The sequence below is a fragment of the Caballeronia sp. LjRoot34 genome (assembly GCF_964253815.1).
Taxonomy (GTDB): Bacteria; Pseudomonadota; Gammaproteobacteria; order Burkholderiales; family Burkholderiaceae; genus Caballeronia.
Window position 1 is genome coordinate 2281019 of record NZ_CAXUSB020000001.1, and the last position, 16976, is coordinate 2297994.

General features: G+C 62.1%; 14 protein-coding genes. 5 read left to right on the forward strand and 9 right to left on the reverse strand.

Features of this window, described 5'->3' with window-relative positions:
- Positions 1 to 56: 56 nt before the first annotated feature.
- On the reverse strand, positions 57 to 1085 hold the full coding sequence (locus ACSQ36_RS10225) for an ABC transporter permease (protein WP_158934560.1): 1029 nt from the start codon (positions 1083 to 1085) through the stop codon (positions 57 to 59).
- On the reverse strand, positions 1078 to 2583 hold the full coding sequence (locus ACSQ36_RS10230; protein ID WP_436183148.1) for a sugar ABC transporter ATP-binding protein: 1506 nt from the start codon (positions 2581 to 2583) through the stop codon (positions 1078 to 1080). Before ACSQ36_RS10230 ends, ACSQ36_RS10225 begins: the two co-directional genes overlap by 8 nt.
- A 350-nt stretch (positions 2584 to 2933) precedes the next feature.
- Here ACSQ36_RS10230 and ACSQ36_RS10235 point away from each other — a divergent pair, with 350 nt between their 5' ends.
- On the forward strand, positions 2934 to 3614 hold the full coding sequence (locus ACSQ36_RS10235) for a FadR/GntR family transcriptional regulator (RefSeq protein ID WP_213761869.1): 681 nt from the start codon (positions 2934 to 2936) through the stop codon (positions 3612 to 3614).
- A gap of 356 nt (positions 3615 to 3970) precedes the next feature.
- The gene (locus ACSQ36_RS10240; RefSeq protein ID WP_436181830.1) at positions 3971 to 6172 is read left to right on the forward strand and encodes a TonB-dependent receptor; all 2202 of its coding nucleotides are present in this window, start codon (positions 3971 to 3973) and stop codon (positions 6170 to 6172) included.
- A 400-nt stretch (positions 6173 to 6572) separates the two neighbouring features.
- On the opposite strand, the gene ACSQ36_RS10245 is transcribed toward ACSQ36_RS10240, so the two are convergent.
- The 6 genes from ACSQ36_RS10245 to ACSQ36_RS10270 all read right to left on the reverse strand — a co-directional run bounded on the left by ACSQ36_RS10245 (position 6573) and on the right by ACSQ36_RS10270 (position 11839).
- Positions 6573 to 8159 carry a PepSY-associated TM helix domain-containing protein gene (locus tag ACSQ36_RS10245; RefSeq protein WP_436181831.1) on the reverse strand — a complete coding sequence of 529 codons (1587 nt, stop codon included), beginning with the start codon at positions 8157 to 8159 and terminating at the stop codon, positions 6573 to 6575.
- A gap of 4 nt (positions 8160 to 8163) precedes the next feature.
- Positions 8164 to 8472: a hypothetical protein gene (locus ACSQ36_RS10250; protein ID WP_436181832.1), complete on the reverse strand. Its 309-nt coding sequence runs from the start codon at positions 8470 to 8472 to the stop codon at positions 8164 to 8166.
- Positions 8469 to 8756: a hypothetical protein gene (locus tag ACSQ36_RS10255; RefSeq protein WP_436181833.1), complete on the reverse strand. Its 288-nt coding sequence runs from the start codon at positions 8754 to 8756 to the stop codon at positions 8469 to 8471. Before ACSQ36_RS10255 ends, ACSQ36_RS10250 begins: the two co-directional genes overlap by 4 nt.
- A gap of 552 nt (positions 8757 to 9308) precedes the next feature.
- Positions 9309 to 9572 (reverse strand): hypothetical protein, encoded by a 264-nt coding sequence (locus ACSQ36_RS10260; RefSeq protein ID WP_213761444.1) that lies wholly within the window; start codon positions 9570 to 9572, stop codon positions 9309 to 9311.
- A 108-nt stretch (positions 9573 to 9680) separates the two neighbouring features.
- Positions 9681 to 10820, reverse strand: a complete 1140-nt coding sequence (locus ACSQ36_RS10265; RefSeq protein ID WP_436181834.1) for a Rieske 2Fe-2S domain-containing protein — start codon at positions 10818 to 10820, stop codon at positions 9681 to 9683.
- A gap of 383 nt (positions 10821 to 11203) precedes the next feature.
- The gene (locus ACSQ36_RS10270; protein WP_436181835.1) at positions 11204 to 11839 is read right to left on the reverse strand and encodes a DUF938 domain-containing protein; all 636 of its coding nucleotides are present in this window, start codon (positions 11837 to 11839) and stop codon (positions 11204 to 11206) included.
- A 589-nt stretch (positions 11840 to 12428) separates the two neighbouring features.
- Here ACSQ36_RS10270 and ACSQ36_RS10275 point away from each other — a divergent pair.
- From ACSQ36_RS10275 to ACSQ36_RS10285, 3 genes are all read left to right on the forward strand, one after another.
- Positions 12429 to 12995 carry an ankyrin repeat domain-containing protein gene (locus ACSQ36_RS10275; protein WP_436181836.1) on the forward strand — a complete coding sequence of 189 codons (567 nt, stop codon included), beginning with the start codon at positions 12429 to 12431 and terminating at the stop codon, positions 12993 to 12995.
- A gap of 164 nt (positions 12996 to 13159) precedes the next feature.
- Positions 13160 to 14239, forward strand: a complete 1080-nt coding sequence (locus tag ACSQ36_RS10280) for a hypothetical protein (RefSeq protein ID WP_436181837.1) — start codon at positions 13160 to 13162, stop codon at positions 14237 to 14239.
- A gap of 14 nt (positions 14240 to 14253) precedes the next feature.
- Positions 14254 to 15537, forward strand: a complete 1284-nt coding sequence (locus ACSQ36_RS10285) for an MFS transporter (RefSeq protein ID WP_213761449.1) — start codon at positions 14254 to 14256, stop codon at positions 15535 to 15537.
- Between the two features lie 71 nt (positions 15538 to 15608).
- Here ACSQ36_RS10285 and ACSQ36_RS10290 read toward each other — a convergent pair whose 3' ends face one another.
- A complete protein-coding gene (locus tag ACSQ36_RS10290; protein ID WP_436181838.1) occupies positions 15609 to 16820 on the reverse strand; it encodes a CaiB/BaiF CoA transferase family protein in 1212 nt (403 codons plus the stop codon).
- Positions 16821 to 16976 lie beyond the last annotated feature (156 nt).

Genomic DNA, 16976 nt, shown 5'->3' on the forward strand with positions numbered 1-16976 from the left:
GTGGGACCCTTGCTCTCGTCTAAAAACGCGAACGCTCGAGGCGCGTTCGATGAAACTCATCTCCGGTTACGGATCTGGTCAATCCAAACCGTCCCCAAGATAACCAGGCCGATGATGATCTGCTGGATAAAACTCGATACCCCGTTCATGTTCAGCCCATTGCGCAAAATGCCGATCACGAACGCGCCAATCGCCGTGCCGGAGATCGTGCCAACGCCGCCCATCAGCGACGTGCCGCCAATCACCGCGCTCGCGATGGCATCGAGTTCATACATCACGCCTTCGTTCGGCTGCGCGGTGACCAGTCGCGACATCAGCACGCAGCCGGTCAGCCCCGCAAGCGCGCCGGACAGCACATACGTAAACAGCTTCACGCGATTCACGTTCACGCCGGACAGCCGCGCCGCTTCCGCATTCGATCCGACCGCGTAAATGTGCCGCCCGAGCGAAGTGCGGCTGAGCATGATCGCGACCAGCACCGCGAGCACGACCATGATGATCACGGGATACGGAATACCCGGAAACACAATGTCGGGAAACCCGTCCGAGCCCATGCGGACCACGCGAAAGAGCGAGCCGTTGCCGAGTTCGGCGAAGGAATCGCCGAGTCCCGAGACCGGCCGCGCGCCGGTAATCTGCAACGCCACGCCGCGCGCAACGAGCATCATGCCCAGCGTCGCGATGAACGGCGGCAAGCCCATGCGCGTGACGAACAAGCCATTGAACGCACCGCAGATCGCGCCCACGACCACGCCCCCAAGCATGCCGATAGGCACGGGCACGCCGGCTTTCACGAGCATCGCGGCGGCCACGCCCGACAGCGCGAGCACTGACCCCACCGACAAGTCGATACCGCCGGTGATGATCACGCACGTCGCGCCGATCCCGAGATAAGCGATGGACGTCACCTGCAGCGCCACGGTCATGCCGTTGCCAAGCGACATGAACGCATTGCTGGTCGCCGAGAACACGACCACGAGCATCACCAGGCTTCCCAGCGCCGCGAACTTCTGGATCAGGTCCTTGCGGCGTTCACGGGCGCGGGCACGGTCGGCGTGCGCCGGGTCGGTAGTCATCTCAAGCATGGGCGATCCGTCCTGATGCGTAGTGCATGATTTCTTCCTGATTGGTTTTGCGGGTCTCGAGCACGCCCGCTATCTGGCCTTCATGAAACACGGCCACGCGATCCGTCATGCCCATGATTTCGGGTAACTCCGAGCTGATCAATACAACGCCGATACCCTGCGCCGCGAGCCGGTCCATGAGTTCATAGATCGCGTATTTCGCACCGACGTCGATGCCGCGCGTGGGTTCATCGAAGAACAGGATCTTCGATTCGCGGAACAGCCATTTGCTGATCACGACTTTTTGCTGATTGCCGCCCGAGAGATTGCGCGTGATCTGGTTCACGCTCGGCGTACGAATCCCCAATGCATCGATATATTTGCGCGCGACCTTCGCCTCCTCGTCGAAGCGGATAAAACCGCCCACGCCCGACACGGCTTCCATGTTCGCGAGCGTGATGTTCTTCGCGACCGTCATCTGCAGCGCAAGACCATTGCCCTTGCGATCTTCCGAGAGATACGCAATGCCGTTGCGGATCGCGTCGATGGGCGAATGGATCGAGAGCAGCTTGCCTTGCAACGTGACTTCGCCGGCCTCCACCGGATCGGCGCCGAACACCGCGCGCGCTACTTCAGTACGCCCCGAGCCCATCAATCCCGCGAACCCCAGAATTTCCCCGCGACGCAATTCAAAGCTCACCGGCCCGAACACATCGCGACGCTTGAGGCCGCTTACACTCAACAGTACTTCATCCGTCGGCTTTGATTTGCGTTCGGGAAAAACATCGTCCAGATCGCGGCCGACCATATGCGAGACCACTTGCTCGATGGTGGTGGCAGCGAAGTCATCGGTGGAAATGGTGCGGCCGTCACGCAGCACGGTGACGCGATCGGCGATCTCGGCCAACTCGTCCAGCCGATGCGAGATATAGACAATGCCCACACCCGCCGCACGCAACTCCTTGATGATCCGGAACAAATGCACGGTCTCGGATTCGGTCAGCGACGACGTGGGTTCATCCATGATCAAGAGGCGCGCGTTGAGCGACAGCGCCTTCGCGATCTCGATCATCTGCTGCTGCGCGACCGACAACGATCCAACCAGCGTGCGCGGTTTCAGCGACAGGCCGATGCGATCGAGAGCCGTCTGTGAATCAGCGGCGAGACGCGCCCGGTCGATGAAAAACCCGCGCTTCGGCTCACGCGCCAGAAAGATATTTTCCGCGATGGACAAATGCGGGATCAGGTTCAGTTCCTGATGAATGATCGCGACGCCCGCAGCCTGCGCTTCGAGCGTGGATGCGAAGTGGTGCTCGCGGCCGTCGATGTAGATGTCGCCCTCATCCGGCCGGTATTGGCCGCTGACGATCTTCATGAGCGTCGACTTGCCCGCGCCGTTTTCACCGCAAATGGCGTGCACTTCGCCCGCGCGCACGTCGAAACTGACGTTCTGCAGCGCGATCACGCCAGGAAAACGCTTGCCGACGCTGTTCAGCCGCAGCAAGGGCTCGTCCGGCATGGCGTGCGGGCGCTCAGTATGCGGCGCGATATCCGGCGCGCCCTGTTCGGCTGCGACGTTCATTGCTGGGCCTCGTCGACTCGTATGAGCATTTGCACCGGCATGGTCTCCTCGGCGGGGTCTCTGATTCTGGGGTGGCGCCGATCATCGCTCTGGCACCAAAGTGGTCAAGCCAATTTTTCTGCTTCATCACGTGGCCTTACCTGTTCCGAATGATAATGGCGTTAGGCCCACTCTGGAATCGCGGTATTTACCCTTATATTCATCGGCATGCCGGTCAAGCGATCCTGAAAGCAATTGGTCAAGCCACCTTACACTCCGATCCCTGCCCGACACTCATGACGATATCTGTGAAACCGATTGAAACGCGACGGCTGTATCAGACCATCGCCGACCAGATCAATACGCTGATCCGCCTCGGCAGCTTCCAGGCGGGGACGCGCCTGCCGCCGGAACGCGAGCTTGCACAGCAGTTGGGCGTGTCGCGGCCGTCGTTGCGGGAGGCACTGATCGCGTTGGAAATTCGCGGGCAAGTCGAGATCCGGATGGGCTCGGGCGTGTATGTCTGCGACGGCAACACCGAAGAACCGCCGCTGACCTCCATGGGTGAGAGTCCTACCGAGTTGATGCAAGCGCGTGCGGCGATCGAGGGGTGCGTGATCGTGCTGGCTTGCACGCGGCTGACACCGGACGGAATGGGCAGGCTGCAAAAGAGCGTGGAGTCGATGCGCGACCTGATCGCGGAAGGACGCTCCCCGCTGGAACCGGACCGGCAGTTTCATATGACGCTGGCTGAAATTGCGGGGAATTCGGTGCTGACACGACTGGTCGGCGAGTTATTCGATGGCCGTAACGACCCAATCGCCGCCAAGGTGAGTGGACTGGCGGAAAACATCACGACATGGGGCGTCGCGCTCTCCGAGCACGAACGGATATTGAGGACGCTCGAAGCGCGCGATCCGATCGCCGCGCAGGCCGCCATGCGGTCGCATTTGAAGGCATCGGAAGAACGGTGGGTCGGCGGAGTTTAAGGGGCTGGATCAACCGTATCGTTCGCACAAAACCACCCAACCGCACCCACCCCCATTACTCGGCCGTCAACGGCCCCCTCTTTCCCTCCCTTTCCCAGTAAGCCTCCCCAGTCACATCGCAACGTTATTGTTATTGAAACTACAAATGATAACGATTCGCATTCGTGTATAATCCGTCAGCCAGTTCTTAGCTCCCTGTAATTTGTCGATCGGCTACAAGACCGAAACGTCGCGCGTGGCGTCATCGCTTGCCTGATGGCGCCACGCGCGCGATTACCGACAGTCCGCTACTTATCTGCAACTCGCCTGCTCGCCCTCACTCCGCAACCGCTTCGCGTGCCAACTATCTAATCGCCATGTCTATTTTTACCGGTTCATCGTCCGTCCGACCGTTATCCAATGCCGTTCGCCTCGCGTTCCTCTACGCGGCGCTCCCCCTGACAATCGGCGTAACGTCCACCGCCCGGGCGCAGACCGCTTCGCCCGAGGCGACGGAAAACGTATTGCCCGCAGTGAAGGTTCAGGGGACCAAGGAACCGCTGCCGGGTGATTTCGCCCCCGCCTACGACGGCGGCCAGATCGCGCGCGGTGCAAAGTTCGGAGTACTCGGCAATCAGGAAATGATCAACGTGCCTTTCAGCATGACGAGTTACACGTCGAAGGCGATCGAAGATCAACAGGCGCATTCGGTCGGCGAACTCTTGTCGCACGATCCCGGCGTTCGTCCGGCTTTCGGGTTCGGCAACTTTTCAGAAGTTTTCGTCATTCGCGGCTTTCAACTGACCGGGGACGACGTCTCGTTGAATGGCCTGTACGGCATCACGCCGCGCCAGCTGGTAGCAACCGAAGTGCTGGAACGCGTTGACGTATTCAAAGGCGCCAACGCTTTTCTGAACGGCGCGTCGCCGACCGGTTCCGCAGTGGGCGGCGGCATCAATCTGGAACTGAAACGCGCAGACGACAAACCGCTGACGCGCGTGACGGTCGAAGGCAGCGGTTCAGGCCAACTGGGAACGCACGTCGATGTCGGCCGCCGCTTCGGCGACGAAGGACAGTTCGGCATTCGCGTGAATAGCGCGATCCTCGGCGGCGAAACCAGTATCGACGATGAATTCCGCCACAACACGTCAACTGCCGTCTCGCTTGACTATCGCGGCGACAAGGTGCGTTTGTATGGCGATTTTCTCTACCAGCGCAGGAATATCGATCAAGGACGCTCGACGGTTTCCGTGACCGGCGATCAGGTGCCAACGGTCCCGTCCGCTGCGAACAATTTTGCTCAGCCCTGGACGCAAAGCACGCTCGAAGACACAGTCGGTATCGCGCGGGCCGAATACGACTTCGCGCCCGCGTGGACGGCGTATGCAAGCGGCGGCATCCATCGCTCGCACGAGGACGGCACGTACTCGTCGCCGACCTTCGATTCCATTGCCGGCACGACCGCGACGCGCGGCGACATCTTGCGCACCACCGATGCGTTGTCCGCCGAAGCCGGCGTACGCGGGCACTTCTCCACCGGGCCAGTCACCCACTTGGTCAGCGCGGGTTTCGCGATCACGACGCTAGAGGATCGTGAAGCGTTCGCGTTCAGCGGCTCGTTCCCGACAAGCCTCTATGGCGGAGGCATCGTGCCCGAGCCTGCGGCAAATGGTTTTGTCGCGGGAAGTTTCGCCGATCCGGGTCTGGCCGATCAGATCCTGACGCGCAGCGTGGCCATCTCCGACACGCTCGGTTTCCTGAACGATCGCGTCCTCTTCACGATCGGCGCGCGCCATCAGCAGTTGCACCAGAACAACTTCACGGTCGGCACCGACACGATCTCGTCGTCGTTCGACCAGTCGATCACGACCCCCATCTTCGGCCTCGTCGTGAAGCCGACGAACAATATCGCGTTGTTTGCGAACCGCAGCGAATCGCTGAGCGCCGGGCAGAGTGCGCCTTTTGGCGCGGCCAACGTGGGTCAAACGCTTTCGCCGAACAGGACGAAGCAATACGAAGTGGGCGCGAAGTACGATTCGAATCACTTCGGCGCGACGCTGTCGGCGTTCCAGATCGAACAGCCGTCCGTCTACACCGACAGCGCGACCAACCTGTTCGGCGCCAACGGCACGCAGCGTCATCGCGGTATTGAGTTGTCGGTATATGGCCAGCCGCTGCAAGGCGTGCGCGTGCTCGCGGGCGCGACGCTGATCAACGCCAAGCAACTCGACACGGACGGAGGAGCCACCGACGGCTTGCGCCCGGTCGGCGTGCCGAGCTATCTGTTCAACGTCGGTGCGGAATACGATCTTCCGATGCTGCCCGGCGTCACGGTCAATGCCGCGTGGATCCACACGAGCAACCAGTATCTCGACGCGCAGAACAAGCTGCCGATCCCGGCCTGGGACCGTTTCGATCTCGGCGCGCGCTACACGACGAGCGTCCTGAAACACGTCACCACGTTCCGTGCGACCGTGGAAAACGTGACGAACAAGGCTTACTGGGCCTCGGCGACCGGCGCGTACCTGACGCAGGGGAGACCGCGTACGCTGCTGCTTTCGATGACCACGGACTTCTGAAAACGGGACGCGCAGTGGACCGGTTTTGTCGGCGTGCCGGAGCGGCCGTCGTCCGTCTCTTCTCCCCGTGGAGAGTCAGTCAAAGCGGTCCCGACGCGCCTGTTCGTTGGACGCACGGCCTGCCGGCCGTGACGTGAAAGCGCGGTCGGCGGCCATGCAATGAAGAGACGGATGTAAGACAGCGTGACGTAGCGAACAGTGTCTTGCACCCTCCTAAGCATGGTCGAGCATGGGATATTGCCTTGGCACAGCACTCGGTTCTGCTCGGGTCTGAAAGCGGTGTCGATCAAACCGCAGCGATAGAAAATCAGCCTCATGCCTCAAGCGCATCGCCTTGCCGAGCGGCGACAATCTGCATTCGCCCCCTTCCGGTACCAGACAAAGCCTCATTCAAAACCCATCATCGCGCGCGAGCGGAATATCCCCATACGCTATCCTGCCGACCTGTCGCGGCCCGCTTCGCGGTTGCCCGCAGCATCCAGGCAAAACACGCGGCGCCTATCAGCGCACATACATCGACCCCGGCCGCTGCAGGCTCAAACCACAGCCCCGTGGTGGGGAAAAGCCAGCCTGCAACTGAAGCCAGCGGCACCAGCAAAGTAGCGCCCGTTGTCAGCGCCAAAAGCTCGACCGATCCCCGCGCTCCGCCTCGAATGAACGCCCACGCAATACTCGCCAGGAACACCGTGTAATAAATCCGGGCGTGCCACGCCGATAAATCCGCCACGCGGCCATTCAGCAACTTCCCCGCTGCGAGCGTCGCGGAAATACCGGCCACGCAACCCAGCGTCACGCCAACAGTCAGCGCTGCCATGAAGTAGGTCGCAGGCCGCTGCCTGGGGGTATCGGCACCCCGTTCGAGCTTCCGGCGACTCTCGATCCAGAGCAAATTGCCCGAATAGAACAAGAACGCGCCGGCCAGGCCGAGAAAGAAATAACCCCATTGGATCGGCTCGCCACCGTAACTGCCGAAGTGCAACGCGAAAAATGCGCTGGTGGCCGCGGACCATGTATTGCCATCGGCGGCACCGGGCAGGAATTGAGCATTCAGAAAGCGCCCGGTCACCGGATCCAGCAGCGCAAATCCTCCACTGCGCGCCAGATAACGCGGATCATCGCCACTCACCAATACCGTCGCGCCCGGTGCCCCCGCTCCCCGATAACTCAATTCCGCCGGCTCGAATTCCGGCGCGTGCTGCTTCACCGCGGCCACGATCTGAAGCGGTGAAACAAGCGTCACGGAACCGCCCGGCACAACTGGCGCCTTCGCGTAATACGGGTTCTGCGCCTGCACGGTGGCGCTGAGCGTGCCGCCATAGATCACGCGATCCTGCACCGCGAAGATAGTGTCGCTCAGCCCGAACGCGACAACCGATAACGCCATCACCACATGAAACGGCAAGCTCAGAATACCCACGACGTTGTGCGCATCGAGCCACATCCGCTTAAGGTTCTTGCCCACGCGCAACGCAAACAGATCCTTGATCAGGCTCGGCAGCAGCACGATCACACCGGACACCAGCGCGAGCCCGTAAAGCAGCGACACCACGGCCATCACGCTCATGCCGACATCGAAACCGCCTGGAATGCCGGCCGTCATATGCAGGATATCGATGAAACTTGCTGCGTTTGACGCGCCGCGCGCATGCGTTTCGAGCTTGCCGGTAGCATCATCGAGCGTGGCGGTGAAACGCTGCGGCTTGCCGGGCTCGCGCCACGAAAGACTGGCCGCGCCCGCAGGTTCGATCCGCAAGGTGAACTGGCGCCGTGCCGCCGGATGCTCAGCCAGCGTCTGCTCGATAACGGCCGGCGCCTGAGCCAGCGGGAAAACCTCGGCATGCGCGGCCGGCGGCGTGACCCACTCGTTCAGCGTGTCCTTGAACATGGTCACCGCGCCGGCATAGAACGCGATAAAAAGCGCAAGACCGGCAACAATGCCCGTCCACGTGTGAACCGTCTTGTAGACGCGGATGACGTCGCTGCGCATGGGGTTATCGAATGAAAAAATGACGGGCGAGCGCGAGCATCGCGAAACCGAGGGCGTTCGCGGCGGCCAGGCCGATCCAGGCGCGCCGTCCGCTGCGGAATACAAAGCTGCCGCTCATCACGCCGATCCAGACGGGCGGCACGAGCCACATCGCGACCTGGAATTTGTTCTGCTCATCGAGGGCGCCGGGTGTAAGGCACGCCAGCAGTCCGCTCGCCGCAATCGCAAGCCCGAACCCACCGATCACCCCTGCCAGCGTTTTCGATAGCCAGTCCCGCGATAACGTCTCGCGCCGCCCGGTCTTCAATGTCACCTCGAAGCGCCACGTAGCCGTGTCCGCTCGAGTAATGCGCCAATAAACGGGCACGCGGTCAGGCACGCCATCGCCGCAGTGAACACGATGGCGAGCGAGGTGGCGGGATGCAACGCGCTCGCGCCGATAACAAACGCCGCGATGCTGAAAATCGCCCCGAGCATTCTAAAAAGCCGCGGCGGCAACGGCGCGCGCAGCCAGCGCTGGCCGGGCGCGGCGAGATAAAACGTGATTGCGCCGGCGATCGCGAACAATACGGATCCCGGCGTGGAAAAGTCTTGCATGGAGCGCGAGAGAGGGTCTGTCTCAATCCTCGAAATTGGATTGAGATATGTTATTGAGAATCATTATCATACAGAATTTTGTGACGTGCAGGGACATCGGCGTCTTTCATGGAGTTCGCCGCCTCATCGGGACGATCAACTTGCCTTCGTACGAACGGGTCTTCAGTATGAAAACGGCCCGCTTGAAAGCGGGCCGCGAATAACCAAAACATGCTGCGAAAAGCTGGGGATCTGGAAGCGCCGAGGAAAAATCAAACGGGCGGACGTTTGAACGCACCCGTTTGCAGCCCTTGCGTCGCTTCCGTCACTTCCATTACTGCCGCTTGGACGCCTCCTTCTTCACTTTCTTCGCTTCTTTCTTTTCTTTCGGCGATTTGACAGCGACCTTCTTCTCGGTTTTCTTCGCGTCCTGGCTCTTGCTCATGATGTGCTCCGTGGTTGACCTTGCATTATTGCCCGAGCCGTTGCGATTTGGGAACGTAGGGGACATAAAAATGCGTCACCGGGACTTGCTGCGCGACTCGGGGTTAAAACGAAAACAAGCGAAAACGCTTAATCGATCTTCGAGCGTAATTCTTGAGCGCTCACCCGCAGCGCCTGATAGCCGGAACGCGCATGCTCCGGCAAATCCGGGTCGCCGATAAGCGTGCCCAGCGTCTCGATCACGCTATAGAGAATGCCCTTGGCCGCGCCTGCAGCCATGACACCCGATGCGTAGGATTGATCGACGTGGCTGATGGCGGCATCGAAGTGGTCCTGTTCGGGGGGCGCGTTCGCCGCCGGCTTGACCGGGTTCTCTGTCGAGTTGGGTTCCATGATGGTCGACCTCTTCTGGTTAATACTTCATGACTGCGACGTCTTGACTAAGACGTTGTTACTGCGGCATTTCGTCGTGTGCGCGACTCAATCGAGATTAGTCGATTATCAGTCACTGATCGGCTGGATCATATGCACACGACGCTCCGTCGCGGGTTCTCGAACCGGCGCGCCGCATTCGGTCAGCAGCGAGCGCAGTTCGAGGATCACCGGGAAAACCTCATGGTTATGATCGGCGCCTTGCCGGTCATGCGCTTCCTGCTCGCGCTCCACGATCCACCGGTCCTCCTTGAAGATACGCTCGGTGAACCACACCAGCAACGGCCACGCGGCATCAAGAATGCCCGGGATTTTCGGCCGGCGGATGGACAGCAGGCCGAACGTGCGGTTGGTGCGCTGCTCGGCGTCGAGCGGCACGTACGCGATCCACAGATCCATCACCATCGTCTGGTCCTTGGTGCGGATCCTGAGCGTCTGGTATGGATATTCCGTGCGGATGGTCATCACGTCTTTGTGATTGTCGTTGGGCTTGGTGCCGCGTTTCTGACTGAACACCAGCGCCTCGCCGATCGGCTGCTTGCCCCCTTCGCGCGCGAACGTGTAGTTCACTTCCACCCAGTCGTCGCCGCGGCTGCGGCCGACTGAACGCGCCTTCATCTGGCCCATTTGCTTCCGATGCAGGAACTGATGATTCATATCCATCAGGTTCTCGTGCATGAAGGTGTAATGGCACTTCACTTCGCGGCCGAAGCGGCGGGTTTTATAGGCTTTGTCGCCGACAGAACCCAGCGCCGGAAACGGCGTGGTCTCGGCGAGCAGCGGGTCGCCGGGGAAAATGAAGATCAGGCCGGCTTCTTCCCGGCACGGATACGAGCGCACGCCGTTCGGCAAGCGTTCGCGCCCGAGATACGGGACGTCGATACAGCTGCCGGTGCAGTCGTAGGTCCAGCCGTGATAGCAACAACGAATGGCTTCGCCGTCGACCACGCCCGCGTGCAGCGGCACCTGTCGATGCGCGCAGCGGTCTTCCAGCGCGAACACTTTGTCGCTTTCCGTGCGCACGAGCACGACGGGGTCGCCGGCAAAACGAACGCCATGCGCCTTGCCGCGTTTTACTTCCCGCGACCAGGCGACCGGATACCAGTGATCGGGATGAATATCGACACGGCGCAGATCGCGCGCCGGCGGTTGAGACTGTTGGGACGGAAGTTCGCTCGAAGCGACGTCCTGTTGCAGTGCTACATGCATGTACGATGCCTCCGCTTGAGGGAATCGGCTAGAAACGGACGAAAAGGACGAAAAAAGTGCTTTGAGAAGACGTTGCAACCAAAGGCCTAACGCAGTCTACACGCCAGACGGCAATTGAGGCGCAACGAGGGGTGGCGGCAGACATCGGACGCGGGCCGGATGGGCGTGCGCAGGGGGTGCGGCAGCTTTTTTTGCGGCACTTCGCCGCTGCGCCGGACGACGTTCTTGCGACGCCTTTTGCGCCGCGCCGACGGTGGCCCTGCACTCTCCATCCAGCCGATACGAAACCATCCGGACGGGTTTCTGATCGAACCGCCCTGCGTTGGATGCGCCTGGCCTGGGTGCCTCGATCCGGCTGGCTCGCTCCCGATACATCGGATTCGTCAGATGCCGGTGCGCCTGAATATCAGGCAGAAGTTGTTCGCGGGCATGGGCACGGCTTCTTCCATCCACAGGTCTGCCGCACGCCCGAGCTGCACAACGTCTTCCAGATTCCGAACGCCCCAGGCGGGATTGGTGGCCCGAAGCTGGTCATCGAAGGCTTCGTTGCTCGCGGCGGTATGCGCCCCGTCGCGCTTGTAAGGTCCGTACAAAAAGAGCACGCCGTTGCTTGCCAGGTACTCGCCGGCTCCCTGGAAAAGCGCAACGGCGGCCGCCCACGGCGCGATATGAATCATGTTGATACAGACGATGGCCGCAAGGGAATCCGGCACGGGCCACGGCGCCGACCGGACATCCAGGGCTATCGGCGCGTTGAGATTGGCGAGCGAAGTGTGCTTGCGCCAGGCGTCGATGGAGGCGCGCGAAGCCGCGTCGGGATCGCTCGGTTGCCAGGTGACGGTGGGCAACGCCGCGGCGAAATGGACCGCATGCTGCCCCGTTCCGCTCGCGATTTCGAGGACCACGCCGGCCTTGGGCAGGACGCGGTTCAGCACATCGAGAATGGGTCCGCGATTACGTTCAGCAGCGGGCGCCACGCGGCGAAGGGTGTCGGGGTTATCGGCGTTATCAGGGCTCACGATGTGTTTCCAGATGAAGTGCTGGCGAGCGTAAGCGCGCGATAGGCACAGGTCAAGCAAAGAGCCGCCGATAACCTCGCAGGCGAGCACGAGGAAAAATTCCAATGGCCGGCGCGTGGACGACCTGCCGATGAACAGCGGAGAAAACAGGCGCAAAGAGATTGCAACGAGGAACGAGCAGCGCCGCTGTGCAAGCCGATAAACCGCCGGTCAAACGGATCAGTCACATTCAGCGACACTAAAGAATGAATGACCATGGGGACGCACCCTTTAGAATGACGCTCCGAACACGCGGTCAGCGCTGACAGGAGAAGGAGCCCGGTCGACCAGACAAGGCGCGATTCCTGCTATCCCGGTGCGGCCTGCCGCCAAACCTGTGTATCCTGACGCACTGATAGAAACCGCAGAAACCACGAACGCCCGCAGGACCATTGCCGTATGCGACTGAACGACACGGCCTGACATCGGACGCTGATCGAGGGTTCCGGCAGTGCCAACCGAACATCGCCCGACCCGGCGCGCGCCTGCTACCCCCGCATCGAACCGCGGCCGCGCCGCACCCGTCCATGCAACCCTAATGGAGCCTCCCATGCAACCCGATTCACCCGCAGGCATTCCCGGTCAGAGCCCGGAACCCTTGAGCGACGAACTCATCGATTTCGCGAGCGAGGTCTTCGACGTAGCCCGCCGCGGCGACGCCGCCATGCTCGACGCCTTGCTCCATAAAGGCTTGCCGCCGAACCTGCGCAACGACAAGGGCGACACGCTGGTGATGCTCGCGAGTTATCACGGCCATGCCGACGCAGTGCGCGTGCTGCTGGAACACAAGGCGGATCCGAACCTGCGCAACGACAACGGCCAGACGCCCATCGCAGGCGCGGCGTTCAAGGGTTACAAGCCGGTCATCGAGGTTTTGCTGGAACACGGCGCGGACGTGGAAGGGGCTTCGCCGGACGGACGCACCGCGTTGATGATCGCGGCCATGTTCAATCGCATGGAGATGGTCGAGTTCCTGATCGAGAAAGGTGCGAACCCCGACGCGAAGGACGCGAACGGTTTTACCGCACGCGACGCCGCCGCCAAGATGGGCGCCCCCGACACCGCCGCGCGGCTCGCGCAGGCGACCGAGGCGAAGTCGCGTCCGGCGGGCGTTTGAGCGAGGCCGGACAAAACGAGACGAGACAAAGCGAGACGAGCGCAGCCGCTTCGCGCGCCGTCCGGCAGGTCCGTATCGAACATTATTAACCCACGCGCCGCCGATACCCCATGCGACGGCGCACGAATTTCGCGAAGGCAGCCCTGCAACATGGAGCTCTTGTGATGAGTGGCGGTTTCCCGCTTCGAGCGTACGAATGGCACTGGCGAACAGTGGTCCGGACGCTTGCAATCCTCCTCGTCCTGGCGGTCATGTCGGGATGCACCCTGTTCCCGCATCAGGCGCCTGCGCCGATCGTCGACTTGTCGACGCCGCAACCGCCAGCCGAGCCGGAAGTCGTGGAACCGGAAGAGCCGGCGCCGGCGCCGGTCGCTACGCAACCCCCGGCCGAACCGAAAGCCCCGCACCCCGCGCCGAGACGGCGTGTGGTCGTGCCGAAAAAACCGCCACCGCCACCGCCGCCGCCCGTCGAAGAAAAAGCGCCGCCTGCGCCGCCGCCCCTGCTCACCACGCGCATCATGCAGCACGAGCAAATCCGCGGTTTGCTCGACAGCGAGATCCAGCGCCCGGACGGCAAGGTGATCGGCCGAGCGGTGGACATGTACGCCGATGCCACCGGCAAACCGAAGATCATGATCGTGAACCTGGCGGGTTTCCTGGGTGTGGGAGACCGCAAGGTGACCTTTCCGTGGACCGCGTTCCGGTTCAATCCGGCCACCAAAAAAGCGCCCATCACGTTCGCGATGCCACCGCCCGGCAGCAATGGCGCGTCGAGCGCGGCGAAAGCGAAGGCTCAGGACGCATCGGCGAAACCCGGTTCGGTCAACGACATTGCGCCGACGCTCGCTCAACTTATCGACTCCAATGTCGCGCAGAAAAACGGCGCGCGGATGGGCCGCGTTGTCGACGTGCTGGTCGATGCGCAGGCGCAACCTCAGGCACTCGTGATCGATCTCTCCGATTCCCTCGCCGCCGACAAACGGCAAGTCGCGGCGAACTGGCCCGACCTGCACGTGGTCTCGCGCAACAAGGTAATGCAATTGCAACTGGATTTCACCGACGCACAGATCAAAGCCGCGCCAACGTACTCGCCCGATCAACCGATCAAGATCGTTTCGCCCGTCGTCCCGCTACCGGAACCTGCCGCATCGCCAGAGCCTGCCCCGGCTTCGGCTGCAGCTTCCGGCCCGGAGCCGGCTGCGAAAACCGGCGCGGCGGCCGTTGCGCGCCCCTCGAAACAATGAGGACGATCTGAAATATGGGAATTGCACGAAGTCTGCGCGCGCTCGATTGGCTGAACTTCTTTGTCGCGAATGTGCAGACCGGCTTTGGGCCGTTCATCGCCTCCTATCTCGCCGCGAACAAATGGACGCAAGGCGAGATCGGGCTGATGCTGAGCGTCGGCACGATCAGCGCGATGGCGAGCCAGTTGCCGGCCGGCGCGCTCGTCGATGCGTTGCGCAACAAGAAAGGCGCTGCTGCCGCCGCGATCATCGCGATCATCGTGAGTGCATTGCTGCTCGGCGCGAGCCCGACGTTTGTCGTCGTGTTCGCGGCCGAAGTGCTGCATGGTTTTGCGAGCTGCATGCTCGTGCCCGCCATGGCTGCGATCTCGCTCGCGCTCGTCTCGCGCGCCGATCTCGGCGACCGGCTTGGGCGCAATGCGCGCTGGGCGTCGATCGGCAGCGCACTGACGGCGGCGTTGATGGGCGTGTTCGGTGAGTACCTGTCGCTGCGCTCGGTGTTCTTTTTGACCGCTGCGCTGGCGTTGCCTGCGCTCGTCGCGCTGAACATGATCCATCACGAGATGGCGCCCGTCGTTCCGCGCATGAAAAAGGCTGCGGCGAAAGCGGGGGCGAGCATCGCGCAAGCGGTGAGCGCGGCCGGGGCCGAGCGGCCTGAGAGCCTGCGCGATCTGCTGCGTGATCCGAGGCTCTTGACCTTCGCGGCGTGCGTGGTGCTGTTTCACTTGTCGAATGCGGCCATGCTGAACCTCGCCGCCGGTGAAGTCACCGCGCACATGGGCGACAACGTTCAACTCGTGATCGCGGCGTGCATTATCGTGCCGCAGTTCATCGTGGCGGGGTTGTCGCCGTGGGTCGGGCGGCAGGCGCAAAGCTGGGGGCGGCGGCCGGTGCTGATCATCGGTTTCTCGGCGCTGCCGTTACGTGCGCTGCTGTTCGCGGCCGCCAGCAGCGCGGCCAGCCCTTACCTGCTGGTACCGGTGCAGATGCTCGACGGCATCAGCGGCGCCGTGTTCGGCGTGATGCTGCCGCTAATTGCCGCCGACGTGGCCGGCGGCAAGGGCCGGTACAACTTGTGTATAGGATTCTTTGGACTGGCGGCGGGCGTGGGAGCGACGCTGAGCACGGCGATTGCCGGGTTCGTGGCGGACAAGTTCGGCGTGAACACCAGCTTCTTCGGACTTGCCGCGGCCGGTGCGCTGGCGGTGGCGCTGGTCTGGCTCGCGATGCCGGAAACCCGCGACGCCGCCGCCAACGAAGAAGCCGCCAGGGAGAAGGAAGCGACCCCAGCGGCGTGAGTAGACTCAATGAGTAGACTTAGTGAGTGGACGTAATAAGCAGACGGACCGCGCTGGGTCTGGGGCTTGATTCAGCCCAGCGCGTGCTCATGCTGCAATACGACCTGCGATGTCAGCCACGCATCGATCTGCTCGTCTGAAAAGCCGTACTCGCTCAGCACGCCGATCGTGTGCTCGCCCAACATGGGCGGTGGCATGCGAACCGAACCTTCGGTCGTCTCGCTCATCCTGATCGCGCTCGCGACCTGCTTCAACTGACCTATCGTGCCGTGCGCCACTTCTTCGACCAATCCGCAATGCACCACCTGAGGATCGGCGAACACGTCCGCGAGGTTGTTGATAGGACCAGCCGGAATGCCGAGCCGTCTCAAATCAGTGGTCCAATCGGCGCGCGTGCGCGTGCGCAGTTTTGTATCGATGACATCTTTTAGCGCCTCCCGATGCTGCATGCGCTGCTCGTTGGTGACAAAACGCGGGTCCGACATGATGTGCTCAAGCCCCAGCAGTTCGCAGAGCTTGACCCACATGTCCGGCGTGCCCGGCGCCAGGTTCAGCGCGCCGTCCTGCGCCTCGAAAACCCCATACGGCGCAATCACCGGATGATGATTGCCGGTCGGCTCGGGTATTTCTCCCGCGCTCAGATAACGCTGGCCCTGCACGCCCAGCATGGCAACCAGTCCCGACAGCAATGAGCTTTCGACGCGCTGGCCACGTCCGGTCTGTTGCCGGGAGAGCAATGCGGCGAGGACGCCCATAGCGGTCCACATGCCGGCGGTCATGTCGCCGATCGCGATGCCCACGCGCGTGGGGCCGGCCTCCGGCATGCCCGTGAGACTCATGATGCCCGCGTACCCTTGCGCGACCTGATCGAACCCTGGCCACAGCGCGGCAGGACCCGTACGGCCATAGCCCGTGATGTTGCCGTAGACGAGCCTTGGGTTAAGCGCCGATAACGTCTCGTACCCCAACCCCATGCTTTCCATCGTGCCGGTTTTAAAGTTTTCGAGGACGACGTCGGCGGAACTGGCCATGTTGCGCAGCAGGTCGAGCGCAGCGGGCTTGCGGAAATCCACCGCCATGCCGCGCTTGTTCCGGTTGCACGAGAGGTAGTAAGCGCTGATGCCGCCGGCAAAAGGTCCCCACGTCCTGACCATGTCGCCGCTCGGTGCGGGCTCCACCTTGATCACGTCCGCCCCGAGATCGCCGAGGATCATCGAACAAAAAGGACCCGCGAGCGCGCGGGTCAGATCCAGCACCTTGATTCCCTGCAACGGCAATGCCATGTCCCCTCCGGATATCTACTTGTGACGGTGCTGGCTTCATCGATGTTTTCTTTTCGATAAAACCAGCACACGATTGAAGCGCACAAGATAGACGGCCGCCGCGCAGATGAAAAATACGGATTGACGATGGATCAATCACATTGCGGTATGGAGCCA

Bases quoted from the DNA above. Each gene is read 5' to 3' on its own strand.
- ACSQ36_RS10275 (WP_436181836.1), top strand. From the start codon at position 12,429: ATGCAACCCGATTCACCCGCAGGCATTCCCGGTCAGAGCCCGGAACCC.
- ACSQ36_RS10230 (WP_436183148.1), bottom strand. From the start codon at position 2,583: ATGCCGGACGAGCCCTTGCTGCGGCTGAACAGCGTCGGCAAGCGTTTT.
- ACSQ36_RS10225 (WP_158934560.1), bottom strand. From the start codon at position 1,085: ATGCTTGAGATGACTACCGACCCGGCGCACGCCGACCGTGCCCGCGCC.
- ACSQ36_RS10290 (WP_436181838.1), bottom strand. From the start codon at position 16,820: ATGGCATTGCCGTTGCAGGGAATCAAGGTGCTGGATCTGACCCGCGCG.
- ACSQ36_RS10255 (WP_436181833.1), bottom strand. From the start codon at position 8,756: ATGCAAGACTTTTCCACGCCGGGATCCGTATTGTTCGCGATCGCCGGC.
- ACSQ36_RS10245 (WP_436181831.1), bottom strand. From the start codon at position 8,159: ATGCGCAGCGACGTCATCCGCGTCTACAAGACGGTTCACACGTGGACG.
- ACSQ36_RS10280 (WP_436181837.1), top strand. From the start codon at position 13,160: ATGAGTGGCGGTTTCCCGCTTCGAGCGTACGAATGGCACTGGCGAACA.
- ACSQ36_RS10285 (WP_213761449.1), top strand. From the start codon at position 14,254: ATGGGAATTGCACGAAGTCTGCGCGCGCTCGATTGGCTGAACTTCTTT.
- ACSQ36_RS10260 (WP_213761444.1), bottom strand. From the start codon at position 9,572: ATGGAACCCAACTCGACAGAGAACCCGGTCAAGCCGGCGGCGAACGCG.
- ACSQ36_RS10240 (WP_436181830.1), top strand. From the start codon at position 3,971: ATGTCTATTTTTACCGGTTCATCGTCCGTCCGACCGTTATCCAATGCC.
- ACSQ36_RS10265 (WP_436181834.1), bottom strand. From the start codon at position 10,820: ATGCATGTAGCACTGCAACAGGACGTCGCTTCGAGCGAACTTCCGTCC.